Genomic DNA, 16,721 nt, shown 5'->3' on the forward strand with positions numbered 1-16,721 from the left:
GCTTTCCGCTGGCGCCATCGCTTCCTGGATCGGGTGAAAGAGGACCGGCCAGGATGCCTGAACGGTATCGTTGAGGCCGACGAAATGTTCATCCTGGAATCGCAGAAAGGGTCGCGCACGCTCGACCGGCCGGCGCGCAAGCGGGGCGGCGTCGCCAGCAGGCGCGGCATCTCACGCGAGCTCGACTGCATCCTCGTCGCGCGTGACCGCAACAAGCAGACCGTCGATGCCGTCACCGGCCGCGGCCCCTTCAGCAAAGTCCAGCTGGAGCGCCCTCTGCTGCCGTTTTTGGACAAAGACGTGCTGCTCGTGACAGACGCGAACGCGGCTTATCGGGCTTTCGCCCGCGCCCACGGTATCGCGCTCAAGGCCGTGAATGTCAGCGCCGGCGAGCGTGTCCGCCCGCACCCCAACGGCGCCATCCACGTGCAGAACGTAAACGCCTATCACCAGCGTTTGCGCGAGTGGCTGGCGCCCTTCCATGGAGTCGCGTCGCGCTGGCTGCCGAACTACCTGGGCTGGCGCCGGATGCTCGATGGCGGAAAAGTGACTTCTGCCGATCAATTGTTTCGCCTTGCAATCGGGCTCATCCATAGCGAACGGTGACAGCGCCAAACAAAAAGCCGGGCAAGCCCGGCTTTGTTCATGTTGCGCCTCAGCGGCGGCGCGCGTTCGGATAGATATCCGCCCCGGCTTCGTTGATCTGGCGCCGCAGGTCGCGCCGCTCGTCGGGCGTGAGGCGCCCTTCGCGCCGGCTGTCGCGGCCATTCTGTTCCTGCATTTGCTGGCGGCGCTGCTGGTCTTCCATCGCGCGCTGCTGTTCGCGCATCTGGTCGCGCTGCTGATCGTACATGCGTTGCTCGCGCGGCTGGTCGATCTGCGGCGCCGGGAAGCGGTCGCCACGCGCCGAGGGCGGTGGCGGCAGTTGGGCGTCGTCGCGACGGCCATGGCTCTGTGCATGCGCGGCGCCGAGGCCGACGCAGGCGAGCATACAGACGGCGAGACCACGGCGCGCCAAACGGGCGAACCGCTGGCCCTGGGCCAGGGCTGCTGCATTGGTTTTATTGAGCGCGTTTGTCATGGTGTTCCTCTTCCGCGATGCCGGATAAACGGATAAGCTGTATTCGATGGGTCCAGTGTATGTGGAATGCTCTTTGGGTATAAGACCATTTGGGTAAAGTTTGTAACACAATGTAATGCCCCGTACATAACACCCAAATTCAAAGCGCAGAGAAGTTACCATAGCGATACGAATCTGACAAATTGACAGCATATGAATACATCTTCCAACTCGAATCCCGCCACCCCAGTCAGCACCGGCGGCCATAGCGCGAAGATCATGGTGGTCGACGACGACGTGCGCCTGCGCGACCTGCTGCGCCGCTACCTCACCGAACAGGGCTTCCAGGTCGTCACCGCCGAAAGCGCACCGGCCATGAACAAGCTCTGGCTGCGCGAACGCTACGACCTGCTGGTGCTCGACCTGATGCTGCCGGGCGAAGACGGCCTGTCGATCTGCCGCCGCCTGCGCGGCGCCGGCGACCAGACCCCGATCATCATGCTGACCGCCAAGGGCGAAGACGTCGACCGCATCGTCGGCCTGGAAATGGGCGCCGACGACTACCTGCCCAAGCCCTTCAACCCGCGCGAACTGGTGGCCCGCATCGGCGCCGTCCTGCGCCGCAAGGGCCCGGACGAAATCCCGGGCGCGCCGTCGGAAACCCCGCAGACCTTCGAATTCGGCCAGTTCGTGCTCGATCTCGGCACCCGTACGCTGAAGAAGAACGGCGAAACCGTGCCCCTGACCACCGGCGAATTCTCGGTGCTGAAAGTGTTTGCGCGCCATGCGCGCCAGCCGCTCTCGCGCGAGAAGCTGATGGAGTTGGCGCGCGGGCGCGAATACGAAGTCTTCGACCGCTCGCTCGACGTGCAGATCTCGCGCCTGCGCAAGCTGATCGAACCCGATCCATCGAGCCCGCTGTACATCCAGACCGTCTGGGGCCTGGGCTACGTGTTCATCCCTGAAGGACAGCCGCGCTAGTGTTTGCATCGCCCTCCTCGCCGCGTCCCGGGCGCATGCCCTGGACGCGCAGCGGCCTGTTCTGGCGCACCTTCTTCCTGATGTCGCTGCTCACGGCGCTGTCGATGGGCTCGTGGATCGGCATGCTGAACGTGTTCCAGCGCGGGCCGCAGGTCCAGCAGACCGCCGAGCTGGTGGTCTCGGTGGTAACCATCACCAAGGCCGCCCTCACCCACTCGGCGCCGGAGCTGCGCCGCGAGCTGCTGATGGAACTGGTCTCGAACGAAGGCATCCGCATCTTCACGCTGGAAGACTCCGACCAGGTCGACCCGCCGCCGGCGAACGCCCTGATGCCCGACATCGCCGCCGCGGTGCGCGAAAAACTCGGCCAGCAGACCCGCTTTTCGAGCCGCGTGAACGGCATGGCCGGCTTCTGGATCAGCTTCAGCATCGAGGACGACCAGTACTGGCTGATGCTCGAACGCGAACGCCTGGCCGGCCTGACGCGCATCCAGTGGCTGGGCTGGGCCAGCGTGGTGGGCCTGCTCTCGCTGCTCGGCGCGGCGCTCATTTCCAGCCTGATCAACTTGCCGCTGGCGCGCCTGACCGCCGCCACCCGCGCCTTTGCCAAAGGCGAGAAGCCGGCCCCGCTGCCGGAAAAGGGGCCGCAGGAGATCATCGAAGCGAACCGCAGCTTCAACCAGATGGTCGAAGACCTGGCGCAGGTGGAAAAGGACCGCGCCGTGATCCTGGCCGGCATCTCGCACGATTTGCGCACGCCGCTGGCGCGCATGCAGCTCGAAGTCGAGATGGCGCACCTGTCGCAGGAAGCGCGCGAAGGCATGCAGTCGGACATCGCCCAGATGGACGCCATCATCGGCCAGTTCCTCGACTACGCCAAGCCGACCGAAGCCGCGACCTTCGTGGCGGTGGACTTGTCCGGCCTGCTGGCCGACAGCGCCATGCACGCGGCGCGCATGCCCGACGTACGTATCGCCACCGACATCGATGAAGGCATCGTCGTGCTCGGCAACGAGACCGACTTGCGCCGCGTGATTAACAACGTGGTCGAGAACGCGCGCCGCTATGCGCGCACCCCGGATACCGAGCACACCGACATCGATTTCGCCTGCCACGTGCGCACCACGCCGCAGGGCCGGCGCGCCGTGGTGGAGATCGGCGACCGTGGCCCCGGCGTGCCCGAGGACCAGATCAACCAGCTGCTCAAACCCTTCACGCGCCTCGATACGGCGCGCGGCCAGGCGAATGGCGCCGGGCTCGGCCTGGCCATCGTCGAGCGTGTGGTGAGCCGCCACAATGCCGAACTCACGGTGCGCAATCGCGAAGGCGGCGGCCTGCTGGTGCAGCTGGCCCTGCCGCTGGCTTCCTGACGCTTTTTTCTTTTTAATGCCATGACCACATCCCTGCAGTACAGCGACGTCGAACAGGCCGCCGCACGCATCGAAGGTGCCGCCCACCGCACGCCGGTGCTCACCTCGACCACTTTTGATGCGCGCGCGAACGCGAACGTGTTCTTCAAGTGCGAGAATGTTCAGCGCATGGGCGCCTTCAAGTTCCGCGGCGCCTACAATGCCATCGCGCGTTTTACGGACGCGCAGCGCGCGGCCGGCGTGCTGACCTTCTCGTCCGGTAACCACGCCCAGGCCATCGCCCTGTCGGCGCGCCTGGCCGGCATCCGCGCCACCATCATCATGCCGAAGGATGCGCCGGCCCTGAAGGTCCAGGCGACGAAGGAGTACGGCGGCGAAGTGATCTTCTACGACCGCTATACCGAGAACCGCGAAGAAATCGGCCGCCGCCTGGCCGAGGAGCGCGGCATGACCCTGATCCCGCCCTACGACCACCCGGACGTGATCTGCGGCCAGGGCACGGCGGCGAAGGAACTGTTCGAAAACGCCGGCCCGCTCGACGTGCTGCTGGTGCCGCTCGGCGGCGGCGGCCTGCTGGCCGGCAGCGCGCTGGCCGCATCCGGCCTGGCGCCGGATTGCAAGGTGATCGGCGTCGAGCCGGAAGCCGGCAACGATGGCCAGCAATCGCTGCGCAAGGGAGAGATCGTGCACATCGGCGTGCCCGACACGATTGCCGACGGCGCCATGGTCACCCACATCGGCACGCACAACTTCGAGGTCATCCGCCGCCGCGTCGACGACATCGTCACCGTCAGCGATGCCCAGCTGGTGGAAACCATGAAGTTCTTTGCCGAGCGCATGAAGATGGTGGTCGAGCCGACCGGTTGCCTGGGCGCGGCCGCGGCGCTGCACGGCGTCACTCAGGTGGCCGGCAAACGTGTTGGCGTGTTGATCAGCGGCGGCAACGTCGACCTGTCGCGCTTCGCCCAGCTGGTGGGCGCCTGATGGAATTCATCCAGTCGGCCGAGCTGCCGCCGCCGGCCGGGCATTATTCGCAGGCCGTCGCGGCCGGCGGGCTGGTGTTCTTGTCGGGCATCCTGCCGGCGCGCGCGGACGTCGATCCTGCCGTCGCCGGCTTCGAGGCCCAGTGCGCCTCGGTATTCGATCAGTGCGAGAAGGTGCTGCGCGCGGCCGGCTGCGGCTTTGGCGGCGTGGTCCAGTGCACGGCCTACCTCGTGGGAGTCGAGCACTGGCCGGCCTTTAACGCCTGCTACACCGGCGTGTTCGGCGACCACCGGCCGGCGCGCGCCGTGGTGCCGGTGCCGGCCCTGCACCATGGCTTCCTGGTCGAAGTGCAGCTGGTGGCGCAACGGCCCTGATGCCGTATGGCTGGCTTAACTCAGGCGTGGTTTTTTGACAATTAACTACCCAGGGTGAGTCACCTAACAGAAACAGGCGGCCTCGGCCGGGAGAATGGCTCCATCGAACAAGGAGCCAACCATGAAACACCTGGCCACTCTCAGCCTGACCCTGGCGGCCCTGGCCGCCGCCCCCGCCGCCCTGGCGGGATCCGAGATCCTCAAATGCGTCGACGGCGCCGGTAACGTGACCCTCACCGACCAGCCATGCGAAAGCGGCGCGCGCGCCACGCGCATGACCGCTGCAAGCCCCAGCTCCAGCCCCAGCCCGGCCGCCCAGGACGCCGACCCGGCCATCGTGGACGCCACGCCGGCCGCCGACGCGCATCCGATGGCTGTCCAGCGCTTCGCCGCCTCGCCGCGCATGCAGCAACAGCACGACTGGCGCCCGCGTATGCCGCCGCGCGACCGGCCGCTGGCGCGCGACGTCGCCACCCTGAAGGCGGCGCGTGCCCAGTTGCTGCTGAGCGACGCGGACCGCACCCGGCTGGTGACGAGCCGCTGACCTGGCTCTGTCCTGCGCTCAGCCCATGCGCATGAAACCGCGCAGGTCCAGCGCCCCGCCGGCGCCCAGCGTCGGCAGCATCTCCAGCAACTCCGCATCCTCGATGAAGCTGGCCGAGGACGGCGCGCCCAGCATGCGCTCCGGCGCCAGCGAGCGCGACACGGCCCAGCCCTGCACGTAGTCGACGCCGATCTCGGCCAGGGTCTGCACGGTGGCCGCATCCTCGGCCCATTCGGCAATCGTCTTCATGCCGAGGTTCACCGCCAGGTTGACGATGGCCTCGACGATCGCCACATTCGCCGGGTGGGCGTTGATGTTGACGATGAAGTTGCCGTCGATCTTCAGCACGTCGGCCGGCAGTTCCTTCAGGTAGGAGAACGAGGTATAGCCGGCGCCGAAGTCGTCCAGCGCCACCTTCACGCCGAAGTTGCGCACCTGGTCGATGAAGCGGCGCGTGTTGTCGAGGTCGTGCAGGGCCACGCTCTCGGTGATTTCCATGCACAGGCGGCTGGCCACGTGCACGTGGCGCGCCAGGATGTCCAGCGTGTCCTGCACGAAGCGCTCGTCGTTCAGCGAGGCGCCCGACAGGTTCATGCAGACGAAGCGCGTATGCGGCAGCTTTTGCACATTGTCGGCAATCCAGGCCAGCGTACTCGACAGCACCCAGCGGTCGATCACGCCCGCGCGCCCGCACTTCTCGGCCGCGCCGATCAGCGGGCCGGCCGGCATCACATTGCCGTCGGGTCCGCGCATGCGCAGCAGCACCTCGAAGTTCAGCGACTCGTGCGGCGTTTTCAGCGACATGATCGGCTGCATCTCCAGGAACAGGCCGTCGGTCGCGTTCGGCCCCTGCAGTTTCGCCACCAGGTTCAGCTCGGCCTCGCGCTCGTGGAAGGCGCGCGCATTGCGTTCGTACACCACCAGGCCGTCGCTCGACTCCTTGGCTTCGCGGCAGGCGCGGTCGGCGGTCGAGATCGCGTCCTTCATCGGCATGCCCTGCGACACCTCGATCAGGCCGACCGAGCCGCGCACATGGAAGGCCTTGTCGCCCACCCGGTAGGGCGTGCTGCCGATGCGGTCGACGATGCCGCGGCAGATCAGCGAGGCCAGCGGGATCGCCGTGTCCGGCATCACGATCACGAATTCGTCGCCGCCGACGCGGCCGATCTGCTGGCCGCCGGCCAGCATCATCGCCATCCGTTCGCACACCTGCTTCAGCACCTCGTCGCCGGCCGCGTGGCCGAACAGATCGTTGATCAGCTTGAAGCGGTCGAGGTCGATGTAGGCCACCGACAAGGGCTTGCCCGAGGCCAGCGACACGGCGGCCTGTTCGAAGGTTTTCTCGATGCCGCGGCGGTTGAAGACCTTGGTCAGCGGATCGTTGTTGGCCATGAAGCGCAGTTGTTCGGTGGCCTTGGTCTTTTCGGTGATGTCTTCCAGCACACCCTCGATGCGGCCATGCGCCAGGGTCGCGCGCACCAGGAAGCGGCGCTCGCCGTCGCGGTTGGCGATGTCCATCTCGATGTTGGTCTGCAGGTGCACCTGTTCGCGCAGGTGGAACCAGGAATGGTCGTCGAAGAATTGCTGCCACAGGATGCGGCCGGGTCCCGACTTGGCCTCGGATGCGGGCAGCGCGCAATCGAGCATGCGGCACAGGGCCGGATTGGCCGACAGGAAGGCGCCGTACAGGTCGAGCGTGAACAGGCCGACCGGCATCGCCTCGTAGGCATGCTCCAGCTCGGCCTGGACCGCGATCCGCTTCTGGGTCTCGAGGCGCATCTGCTCGGCCACGGCCAGCGCGGCCAGCAGGCTCGACGCCAGCGCGGCGGTGACGCTATTGACCACGCCCAGCATTTCGCGCAGGCCGACGGCGGCGGAAATGACCTCGGCCAGGGTCGACATGAAGGTGACGGCGAACGAGGCCGCGAACCACATCGCTACCCGCGCCTGGGCATTGCGCATGACGCCGAACAGGCCCACCGTCATGAGGGCCAGGCCGGGCGCGACCAGCACCCACATCGCCGGCAAATAAATGCTGAATGGCAGCAGCAAGGCCATCGGCAGCAGGCACAGGCACAGGCCCTGCGCCACCCGCAACGGCACCGCCAGGCGGCTGCGCGCCAGCACTTCGCCGAACAGCTTGAAATACAGGGCCATGGTGGCGATGCCGTACAGCGCCGTGGTAACGGCGCGGCTCGGCGCCAGCCAGGCTTGCGGCAGTTCCTGGCCCAGCCACTGGATGTCCCAGCCGGCCGAAATCGCGCCGACGCGCAGGTTCAGGATCAGCCAGACCGCGAACTGCAGGTAAAGCAATTGACGGTTGATCAGGGCGGTGATCAGGATGAACAGGCTGAGCACGATCATGCCGCCGTCGAGCAGGCCGGACTTGCGGTGGAACTGCTGGATCGACAGGGTCATCTCGCCGGCCGGCCATTGCACGGCGCTGACGCGGGCCGGACCGGTGAAGCGGGCGCGGCAGACGACTTCGGCCGGCATGAACTGGGGCTTGAGCACGAAGCCGGCCTTGGCCGGGCTCAGGGCGCCGCTGGAAGCTTCATGCGAGGCGAAACCCAGGACTTGCTGGGTGGCGCCATCCCAGCAGCGGATGTCGATCGCGTGGCGCGACGGGAATTCGATGACTTGCGGGCCATTGCCCTGGATGTGGGGACGCAGGGCGAACCACAGCGGGGCTTCGGAAAGATGGGTGTCGTAGCGCTCGACCGCGTGGCGGTGGGCGAGCTCGTGCAGGGCAGCCTCGGGGGCCATGCCGGACGCCGGCCCCGTGCCGCGCTCGGCCAGCACGCGCAGCGGCAAGACCACGTCGTCGCGGGCGACATAATGGCTGTTCCAGGACGCCAGCGCCAGGATCGACACCAGCGCTACGCCGATCGGCACCAGGTAGACCGACAGCAGATGCATCACCGCCGTCAACAGCCGGTCGCAATGCGCGGAAAACGAAGGTCGTGCTGGCGTGGAGGGCTGGGGCATAGGCTGGTCGAATCAGGCGGACAAACGCCAGCCTGCTGCCAGCGCGCTTCACCCCCTTAGGATACAGCCTGGGCTAGATGCCGTCATGCAATATTTGGTCAGGCAGCGGCCAGCTGGCCCAGCGGCGCCGAAATCGGCATGTGCGGGGCGGCAGGTGTCGCCTGCGCGCCACGTTGCAGGGAGACCGGACTTGCCACGCCGACATCGATGTCCGGGTGGTGGGTGTGGCGGAAGAACTTCAGCAGCGGGTGCTTGGCCGCCGTCCAGCGCGCTTCGCCGCTGGCGATCTCGAAGGCCATCACGCGGTGCGGCATGTTGCCGGCATGGCGCAGCGGCACCATTTCCTTGTCGCCGAAGACATCGGTGAACATCAGCTGTTCGTAATGACGGTCGACCGGGGCGCGGCCGGCGATGACGGCGTACTCGATGCCGGTCTTCTCGAAGTACTCGAAGAAGGCTTTCACCAGCGCCACCTTGACCATGTGGCCGATGCGGCCCTCGCCCACGCCGAGGCGCTCGACTTCGCCCAGGTTGCGGCCTTGCAGCCACTCCGGCAGCACCACCGATTCCTCGATGTGCAGCGGGTGGTGGATATTCGTGCGGATGCGCGCGGTGCCGAGCGGCGTGCCGTCGAGCTTGTGCTCGGCCAGCAGGACGACGGTGTCTTCTTCGTAGTCGCAGGCTTCCGGCAGCGCCAGCGAGCGGGCGAACTCAGGCACGTGGCGGGCGTAGGCGGCGTGGCGGATGGCAACGGCTTTCTTCAGGCTGTCCTCGTTCTCGACCCGGCGAATCGTGAACGGCAGGCGCTCGGTCGACATTTCCGGGCGGGCAGGAGTTGCGGAGAACATTGCTGGGGTACGCATATCCATGACGGGACATTCCTTGGTGTGAAAGTTGGCTTTGGGCTTTGATGTTGACCATTATCAATCTTTCAAAACAAAGCTAAAGGCTGAGCAGAGGTGCTTTTTGCCTTCAATTCATCGTTCTTGGAACGTACGTGCTAATACCCAGATAACTTACCGCTCAGCAATACTCCTTCATCCCGGTTTTTACAGTGGACGTGCCATACCCGAGACGCGGATCGAGCCGCCCGGCGCGGCGTCGAAACTGGCACGCAGACGCGAGCGCATGCCCATGTCCTCGCCCTGCACCACGTCGATCTGCCCGCCATGCGGCCAATCGATATCGCGCAGGTAGCCGGCCAGGGCCGCGGTGCCGGCGCCGGTGGCCGGGTCTTCGTAGACGCCGCCGGCCGCAAACGGATTACGCGTGTGGAACAGCGTTTCGGATTCGGCCCAGGCCAGCACCACGGTGACGATGCCGAGTTCGCGCATGAAGGCGCGGCCGGCATACAGGTCGTAGCGCATCGCCGCCAGCAGGGCGCGGCTGCGCAGGGCCAGTACCAGGTGGCCGGCGCCGCCATGGGCCAGGGCTGGCGGGATGCGCGGGTCGAGGTCTTCCTGCGTGTAGCCGAACAGGGCCAGGGCGCGTGCGATTGTTGCCTGCGGCGCTGGTGCGCTGCGCGTGGGCGGTGATTGCAGGGCGGCCGAGACCAGGCCGCCCTCGCCGTCCTCGCGCCTGCCTTCGACCGTGATGCGGGCGTCGTTCAGCGCCAGCGCGAACACGCCATCGCCGTTGGCGGCCGCCAGCGCGGCGCCGAGGGCGATGGTGGCGTGGCCGCAGAACGGCACCTCGGCCTCGGGCGAGAAGTAGCGGACGCGGTAGCCGCCCTCCCCCGCCGCAGCGTCCAGTGGCGCGGCGAAAGCGGTTTCCGAATAGCCGATGGCGTGGGCGATGCGCTGCATCTCGGTGTCGGCGGGCAAGGCTGCGCCGATCCAGACGCCGGCCGGATTGCCGCCGTCCAGGCCGTCGGAAAACGCCGCGATGCGCTGGACGCCGGCCACGTCGATATGCCCCTGGTCCTGGGTCGCCGATTCAGAAAATTGCATGATTGACTTGAAAAGAGTGATGGGAGTGCTGCCTTCCTGGCAAGATCGCTGCCTGGGTCAGGGGTAATGTACCGGCTTGCCCAGCGTTTCCGGCAGCGGGATGAACTCGGTTTCGCCCGGCACCTGCGGGAAGGCGCCGTTGCGCCAGTCCTGGCGCGCCTGCTCGATGCGCTCGGCCGAGCTGGCGACGAAATTCCAGGACAGGTAGCGCGGACCGTCCATCGGCTCGCCGCCGAGCAGCATGGCGCGCGTCGCGCCCGGCCCCGCTGCGCGCAGGATGACCTCGGTCTTCGGTTTCAACACCACCAGCTGCCCGGCCTCGAAGACGCCGTCGCGGCCGAGGTCGAGGCTGCCCTCGACGATGTACAGGGCTTGCTCGTAGTACTCGGCCGGCATGGCGATGCGGGCGCCGGCCTGCAGGGTCAGGTCGACGTAGAACATGTCGGAATGGGTGGGCACCGGGGCCTTCCTGCCCCAGTAGCTGCCGGCCACCACGCGCGCACTGACGCCCGTGTCTTCGATGAAGGGCAGTTCATTGACGCCGACGTGGGCAAAGGCGGGGTCGCTTTCTTCCACCGCACGCGGCAGCGCCACCCAGCATTGCAGTCCGAACAGGTCGGAGCCTGCCTGGCGGCGTTCGGCGCCGGTGCGTTCGGAATGGACGATGCCGCGCCCGGCCGTCATCCAGTTGACTTCGCCCGGCTTGATCGGCTGCACGACGCCCAGGCTGTCGCGGTGCATGATCTCGCCGCTGAACAGGTAGGTGACGGTGGCCAGGCAGACGTGCGGGTGCGGACGCACGTCCAGGCCCTGGCCGGGCGTGAACACGTGCGGCCCCATCTGGTCGAGGAAGACGAAGGGGCCGACCATGCGGCGCTGGCGGCTGGGCAGTGCGCGGCGCACCTTGAAGCCGTCGCCGAGGTCGTGCGTGGGCGGGACGATGACGATGTCGATGTCGTGCATGCCGTGGTCGTGGTCTGGGGTGTCCAAGCTGCCTCCTGTGGATGGGTGAATGGCGCGCGCATGGATGCGCCGGTTGCCGCACAGTCTACGCGTTTCGCCATTCTCTTGCGTACATGCCCACCTTCCCGTTGTACTGCTGAGCTAACGCCTCGGTTATAATGCCGGCACCCATTGGGGAGTAGCCTGCTTTCGTCAAGAAAGTTCCCGTATCAACATACTCGGCCAGCATCGACAAGTGCCGTGGTACGGGCAGCCAAGCGCGCGTCATCGATACCACGACGCGCCCTGTCGGTTGGCAAGACCTTTGGCAAGCCTGCGTGCGGAGTTCGGGCCGCGCAGGCCTGCCTTTGCGTTCGCCCGACAGAAAGACCCCCCATGAATGTCGCCGCCACCGCCTCCCTCGCCCTGGCCATGTCCACCGATGCCTTTGCCGCCGCTGTCGGCAAGGGCGCCGCGCTGCAACGTCCGCAACTGCGCGAAGCCTTGCGCACCGGCCTGATCTTCGGCGTGATCGAAGGCCTCACGCCCCTGCTCGGCTGGGTCCTTGGCAACGCCGCCGCGCCGTATGTCCAGGCCTGGGACCACTGGATTGCCTTCGTGCTGCTGGCGGCACTCGGTTTGCGCATGATCCGCGAAGGCTTCAGCGCGCCCGAGCTCGACGAAGAGAAACCCGCGAGCCACGGCTTCTGGCGGCTGGCCATCACCGGCGTGGCGACCAGCATCGACGCCTTGATCGTCGGCGCCGGCCTAGCGTTTATCGACGCCAACATCGCCGTCACGGCAGCAGCGATCGGCTTCGCCACCTTTGTCATGGTGACGATTGGCGTGATGCTGGGCCGCGGCCTTGGCGCCCTGGTCGGCAAGCGCGCCGAAATCATGGGCGGCCTGGTGCTGATCGTGATCGGCAGCGTGATCCTGTACCAGCACACGGCAGGCGCCTGAGCGCAGCGGCAGCCTGATTCGGGGCTGCCGTTCAGGGCACGTCCAGGCCTTCAGGCACTCAGGCGCACATGCTCTTCATCGCCTCCTGGATTTCTTCTTCCGACACGTCGCGGATATGCTGGGACAGCGACCAGCGGTGGCCGAAGGGATCTTCGACCTGGCCGTAGCGGTCGCCCCAGAACTGGTCGGCCAGTTCCATCTTGACCGTGGCGCCGGCGGCCACGGCCTGCTCCCACAGCGCATCGACATTCGGCACCGACAGGTGGATGGTGACGGTCGTCCCCTTCAGGCTCAGCGGGCCAAAGGAGCCGTAGTCGGGAAACTCGTCGGCCAGGAACAGCGCCGAATCGCCGATGCGGATCATCGCATGGCCGACTTTGCCATCGGGCATGAGCGACCGCATGGCTTCGCGGGCGCCGAAGGCCTTTTTGTAGAACTCGATGGCCTCGTTGCAGTTGGCGCAGACCAGGTGCGGGGTGATGGTGTGCATGCCTTCTTCAACCGGTTTGACTTCAGCACTCATGTTGCGCTCCTTTCAGGATAAGCCGATGGTGTGTTTTTATACAGCTGTTCGAGCGTAGCGCCGGCTTGAAGTTCTTGCAACCGTTCCTTGTGCTGCGTTGCGCCAAACGAACGCGGCATCGCCGGCCGTGGACGCGTTAATTGTCCAGCACCGGCGCCAGCTCGCGCGCCAGGAAATCCACCAGCGCCGCCACCCGCGGCGCCAACGCCCCCTGCTTGTAGAACACGGCCCAGACCGGCTGGTCCCAGGCCAGTGCCAGCGCCGGCAGTACCGGCACCAGGCGCCCGGCGGCGATATCGGCGCGGGTCAGGAAGTCCGACAGCGAGGCGATGCCGGCGCCGGCCAGCGCCAGGTGGCGCACCGTTTCGCCGCTCGATGCGGTAACGGCGGGCTCGACCGTATAGCCCTCGGCGCCGTCCCGGGCCAGCGGCCAGGTGTTCAGCGAGGCCGGCTTCGAGAAGCCCAATAGGCGATGCTGGGCCAGCTCGGCCACGTTCGCGGGCGTGCCGTGGCGCGCCAGGTAGCCTGGTGCGGCAAGCACGCGGATGCGGCTGCTGCCGAGGCGGCGCGCGTTCAGGGTCGAGTCCGGCAACTGGCCGATGCGGATCGCCAGGTCGGCGCGTTCCTCGATCAGGTCGACCACGGTTTCGCCGCTGGTCAGTTCCAGCTGCACCAGTGGATAGGCGTCGAGAAAGGCCGGCACCAGCGGCGCCAGCAAATGGTCGAGCGCGGGCGTGGCCGCGTTCACGCGCACCAGGCCCGAAGGCTGGGAGCGGCGCGCGGCCGCCTCGGCTTCGGTGTTGTCGAGGTCGGCCAGGATGGCGCGGGCGCGCTCGAGCAGCCAGGCGCCCTCGTCGGTCAATTGCAGGCGGCGTGTGGTCCGGTGCAGCAGTGTCATGCCCAGGTGATTTTCCAGGCGCGCAATGGTGCGCGAGACACCCGACGGCGTCTGCCCGAGCCGCTCGGCGGCGCCGGAAAACGATCCCGCATCCATGACTGCGGAGAATGCAATCAATGCCTCTACGTCGATCATTCGTGACTCCCAGTCAAAAGTGTATTGTAGGGCAAAGGATTTTTCGCGGGCGACATTCCGTTCAGACTGCAGTCCATCCACAAACAATGGCTACAGGAGAACAATATGCCACTCGCTTTATGGGCGCTCACCCTCAGCGCCTTCGCCATCGGAACGACGGAGTTCGTGATCGTCGGCCTGATCCCCGACGTTGCCGCCAGCCTCGGCGTTTCGCTGCCCTCGGCCGGCCTGCTGGTCAGCCTGTACGCGCTCGGTGTCGCCGTCGGTGCGCCGGTGCTCACCGCGCTCACCGCCCGCGTGCCGCGCAAGCGCCTGCTGATCGGCCTGATGCTGCTGTTCACGGCCGGTAACCTGGTCGCCTCGGTGGCGCCCGGCTATGCGGCCCTGATGGCGGCGCGCGTGCTGACCGGCCTGGCGCACGGCGTCTTCTTCTCGATCGGCTCGACCATCGCCACCAGCCTGGTGCCGAAGGAGAAAGCGGCGCGCGCCATCGCCCTGATGTTCACGGGCCTCACCGTCGCCCTGGTCACCGGCGTGCCGCTCGGCACCTGGATCGGCCAGCAGTTCGGCTGGCAGTCGACCTTCCTGGCCGTCGCCCTGCTCGGCGTGATCGCCATGGTCGGCAGCATGCTGCTGGTGCCGTCTTCCATCGGCGCCGGCAAGCCGGCCGGCCTGGCGGCCCAGTTCGCGGTGCTGAAGAAACCGCGCCTGCTTTTGGTGTATGCCATCACCACGCTCGGCTACGGCGGCTCGTTCACGGCATTTACTTACCTGGCGCCGATCCTGCAGGACGTGGCCGGTTTCGCGGCCTCGAGCGTGGGCCTGGTGATGCTGGTCTACGGCGTGTCGGTCGCTGCCGGAAATATCTGGGGCGGACGCCTGGCCGACCGCAAGGGGCCGGTGCGCGCCTTGCAGATCGTGTTCGCGCTGCTGGCGGCGGTGCTCGCCATGCTGACCTTCACCGCGCCGCATCCGGTGCTGGTGGTGGCCACCGTGCTGGCCTGGGGCGCGGTCGCCTTCGGCAATGTGCCGGGCCTGCAGCTGTACGTGGTGCAGCGCGCCGAACGCGATGCGCCGCAGGCGCTGGACATGGCATCCGGCCTGAACATCGCCGCCTTCAACCTCGGCATCGCGCTCGGCGCCTGGGGCGGCGGGCTGATCGTCGAACACCTGGGCCTGCTGGCAACGCCGCCGATCGGCGCGGCGGTCGTGCTCGGCGCCCTGCTCCTGACCACGCTGGCCGGCCGCCTCGACCGGCGCGATGCCAGCACCGCGGCAGCCCGGCCGCAGCGTTCCGCCGAACTCGTTTAATTTACTGAAAAAGGACATCACCATGAACATGCCGACCATCGGCGCAGGCACCTTCCGCCTGCAAAACCAGCAAGCCATCGACAGCGTCGTCAACGCCCTCGACCTCGGCTACCGCCACATCGACACCGCCCAGATCTACGGCAACGAAGCCGAGGTCGGACTAGCCCTGGCGCACAGCGGCATCGCGCGCGGCGAGGTCTTCGTCACCACCAAGATCTGGACCGAGCACCTCTCGGGCGAAGCCCTGATCCCGAGCCTGGAAGAGAGCCTGCGCAAGCTGCGCCTGGACACGGTCGACCTGACCCTGGTCCACTGGCCTTCGCCCGGCGCCGCCGTCAGCGTGGCCGAATCGATGCGGGCGCTGATGACGGCGCGCGAACGCGGCCTGACACGCGCCATCGGCATCTCGAACTTCACGATCCCGCTGATGCGCGAAGCCATCGATGCGGTTGGGGCGCAGCACATCGCCACCAACCAGGTCGAGCTGCATCCCTACCTGCAGAACCGCGCGGTGGCGGCGTTTGCACGCGAACACGGCATCCACGTCACCGCCTACATGCCGCTCGCCTACGGCAAGGCGATCGACGACCCGGTGATCCGCGCGATTGCCGACCGCGTGCAGGCGACGCCGGCCCAGGTGACGCTGGCCTGGCTGCTGGGCAAAGGCTACGCCGTGATCCCGTCCTCGACCCGGCGCGCCAACCTCGAAAGCAACCTGGCCGCGCATCGGGTGCGCCTGGACGCGGATGACATCGCCGCCATCGATGCGCTGGAGCGCGGCGAGCGCCTGGTCAGCCCGGACTTCGCCCCGGCCTGGGACTAGGTGAGCCTGAGCCGGACTAAGCGAGACTAAGCGAGACTAGGCGTCCAGTTCCGGATAATGCCGGAAGATGCCTTCCTCATTGAACGGAATGCGCCGCTCGGACGACAGGTAGGCGGCGATGCGCGGCCGCTCGGCCACGCGGCGGCGCAAGGCTTCCAGCTGGGGATGCTCGGCCAGCACGCGCGCCGTCGCTTTCGGGAAGGCATAGCGCAAGCCTTCGAGCACCTGGAACAGCGACAGATCCGCATAGGTCACCTCCGGCCCCAGCAGGTAATCCTTGTCGCCCAGCACGCGCGCGAAATAGCCGAGGAACTTGGGGATGCGCGCCGAGGTGAATTCCTGCGAACGGCGCAGGGCCTCGGGTTTCTGGTCCTCGTAATACGCGTTCATGCCGGCCGGGTGGTGGGTATCGTGCACCTCGCTTACCACGTCGGCAATCGTCAGCTGCAGTTGCTGGGTCCAGAAGCGGCCGGCCTCATCCTGCGGCGCCAGGCCGTGACGTTCGCCGAGGAACATCAGGATGGTCGAGGTCTGGCCGATCAGCAGGTCACCGGCGCGCAGGAAGGGCGGCGCGAACGCGGGCGTCGGGCCTTCCTTCATTGCCGCCGTCAACACGTCGACGCCATGCGGCCCGCGCGCCACGTCGGCGTAGTCGACGCCTGCTTCCTCGAGTGCCAGCCGGACGAATTCGCCGCGGCCCTGCAGGCTCGGCCAGTAATACAAATCGTAAGCCATGGTGTTCTCCGTAGGTGAACCGGGAGTATCGAACAAAATCCGGCGGGAGCGCGCGCGGCTCATGTTATTCTTGTAAGAAACATGTCATTACGTTTGACAAGAATCAGAGCCGAAGGAGCAGAAATATGTTCGCGATTTCCA

The 16,721-nt window shown here is 66.9% G+C and carries 17 protein-coding genes and 1 riboswitch; of the genes, 9 read left to right on the forward strand and 8 right to left on the reverse strand.

Annotation, left to right across the window (positions count from 1 at the left end; translation table 11 throughout):
- Positions 1-606 (forward strand): IS1595 family transposase (locus QPK31_RS10710; RefSeq protein ID WP_290422930.1); only part of this gene is annotated, 606 nt, incomplete at its 5' end.
- Between the two features lie 49 nt (positions 607-655).
- Here QPK31_RS10710 and QPK31_RS10715 read toward each other — a convergent pair.
- Entirely contained in the window at positions 656-1,081 is a 426-nt protein-coding gene (locus QPK31_RS10715) for a hypothetical protein (protein WP_290422931.1), read from the reverse strand.
- A gap of 192 nt (positions 1,082-1,273) precedes the next feature.
- On the opposite strand from QPK31_RS10715, the gene ompR reads away from it, so the two are divergent.
- The 5 genes from ompR (at position 1,274) to QPK31_RS10740 (ending at position 5,313) form a co-directional block, all read left to right on the forward strand.
- Complete coding sequence (gene ompR, locus QPK31_RS10720) at positions 1,274-2,041, forward strand: two-component system response regulator OmpR (protein ID WP_290422932.1); 768 nt, start codon at positions 1,274-1,276, stop codon at positions 2,039-2,041.
- Positions 2,042-2,076: 35 nt separating this feature from the next.
- Positions 2,077-3,411, forward strand: coding sequence for a sensor histidine kinase (locus QPK31_RS10725; RefSeq protein WP_290423225.1), 1,335 nt, complete (start codon positions 2,077-2,079; stop codon positions 3,409-3,411).
- 21 nt (positions 3,412-3,432) lie between these two features.
- Positions 3,433-4,395, forward strand: a complete 963-nt coding sequence (locus QPK31_RS10730) for a threo-3-hydroxy-L-aspartate ammonia-lyase (protein WP_290422933.1) — start codon at positions 3,433-3,435, stop codon at positions 4,393-4,395.
- Positions 4,395-4,769 carry a RidA family protein gene (locus QPK31_RS10735; RefSeq protein ID WP_290422934.1) on the forward strand — a complete coding sequence of 125 codons (375 nt, stop codon included), beginning with the start codon at positions 4,395-4,397 and terminating at the stop codon, positions 4,767-4,769. The genes QPK31_RS10730 and QPK31_RS10735 overlap by 1 nt, the downstream gene beginning before the upstream one ends.
- A 121-nt stretch (positions 4,770-4,890) precedes the next feature.
- Positions 4,891-5,313 (forward strand): DUF4124 domain-containing protein, encoded by a 423-nt coding sequence (locus QPK31_RS10740; protein WP_290422935.1) that lies wholly within the window; start codon positions 4,891-4,893, stop codon positions 5,311-5,313.
- A gap of 18 nt (positions 5,314-5,331) precedes the next feature.
- Here the strand turns inward: QPK31_RS10740 and QPK31_RS10745 are convergent, their stop codons facing one another.
- From QPK31_RS10745 to QPK31_RS10760, 4 genes are all read right to left on the reverse strand, one after another.
- A complete protein-coding gene (locus QPK31_RS10745) occupies positions 5,332-8,232 on the reverse strand; it encodes a bifunctional diguanylate cyclase/phosphodiesterase (protein ID WP_290422936.1) in 2,901 nt (966 codons plus the stop codon).
- Positions 8,233-8,399: 167 nt separating this feature from the next.
- Complete coding sequence (locus QPK31_RS10750; protein WP_290422937.1) at positions 8,400-9,170, reverse strand: hypothetical protein; 771 nt, start codon at positions 9,168-9,170, stop codon at positions 8,400-8,402.
- 180 nt (positions 9,171-9,350) lie between these two features.
- Complete coding sequence (locus tag QPK31_RS10755) at positions 9,351-10,250, reverse strand: PhzF family phenazine biosynthesis protein (protein WP_290422938.1); 900 nt, start codon at positions 10,248-10,250, stop codon at positions 9,351-9,353.
- Between the two features lie 57 nt (positions 10,251-10,307).
- Positions 10,308-11,213, reverse strand: coding sequence for a pirin family protein (locus QPK31_RS10760; protein WP_290423226.1), 906 nt, complete (start codon positions 11,211-11,213; stop codon positions 10,308-10,310).
- Positions 11,214-11,374: 161 nt separating this feature from the next.
- Positions 11,375-11,560: riboswitch (yybP-ykoY riboswitch) on the forward strand.
- A 28-nt stretch (positions 11,561-11,588) separates the two neighbouring features.
- On the opposite strand from QPK31_RS10760, the gene mntP reads away from it, so the two are divergent.
- Positions 11,589-12,155 carry a manganese efflux pump MntP gene (gene mntP, locus QPK31_RS10765; protein WP_290422939.1) on the forward strand — a complete coding sequence of 189 codons (567 nt, stop codon included), beginning with the start codon at positions 11,589-11,591 and terminating at the stop codon, positions 12,153-12,155.
- Positions 12,156-12,213: 58 nt separating this feature from the next.
- Here mntP and QPK31_RS10770 read toward each other — a convergent pair whose 3' ends face one another.
- Together QPK31_RS10770 and QPK31_RS10775 are read right to left on the reverse strand one after the other, a co-directional pair.
- Positions 12,214-12,678: a VOC family protein gene (locus QPK31_RS10770; RefSeq protein ID WP_290422940.1), complete on the reverse strand. Its 465-nt coding sequence runs from the start codon at positions 12,676-12,678 to the stop codon at positions 12,214-12,216.
- A gap of 136 nt (positions 12,679-12,814) precedes the next feature.
- Positions 12,815-13,711 carry a LysR family transcriptional regulator gene (locus QPK31_RS10775; RefSeq protein WP_290422941.1) on the reverse strand — a complete coding sequence of 299 codons (897 nt, stop codon included), beginning with the start codon at positions 13,709-13,711 and terminating at the stop codon, positions 12,815-12,817.
- Positions 13,712-13,816: 105 nt separating this feature from the next.
- Between QPK31_RS10775 and QPK31_RS10780 the strand changes: the two genes are divergently transcribed.
- Together QPK31_RS10780 and dkgB are read left to right on the forward strand one after the other, a co-directional pair.
- The gene (locus QPK31_RS10780) at positions 13,817-15,022 is read left to right on the forward strand and encodes an MFS transporter (RefSeq protein ID WP_290422942.1); all 1,206 of its coding nucleotides are present in this window, start codon (positions 13,817-13,819) and stop codon (positions 15,020-15,022) included.
- Between the two features lie 22 nt (positions 15,023-15,044).
- Positions 15,045-15,845 carry a 2,5-didehydrogluconate reductase DkgB gene (gene dkgB, locus QPK31_RS10785; RefSeq protein WP_290422943.1) on the forward strand — a complete coding sequence of 267 codons (801 nt, stop codon included), beginning with the start codon at positions 15,045-15,047 and terminating at the stop codon, positions 15,843-15,845.
- 36 nt (positions 15,846-15,881) lie between these two features.
- On the opposite strand, the gene QPK31_RS10790 is transcribed toward dkgB, so the two are convergent.
- Positions 15,882-16,580: a glutathione S-transferase gene (locus QPK31_RS10790; RefSeq protein WP_290422944.1), complete on the reverse strand. Its 699-nt coding sequence runs from the start codon at positions 16,578-16,580 to the stop codon at positions 15,882-15,884.
- Positions 16,581-16,721 lie beyond the last annotated feature (141 nt).

Origin of the sequence: Massilia sp. YIM B02769, from assembly GCF_030411995.1 — a bacterium.
In the GTDB taxonomy this organism is placed as follows: Bacteria; Pseudomonadota; Gammaproteobacteria; order Burkholderiales; family Burkholderiaceae_D; genus Telluria.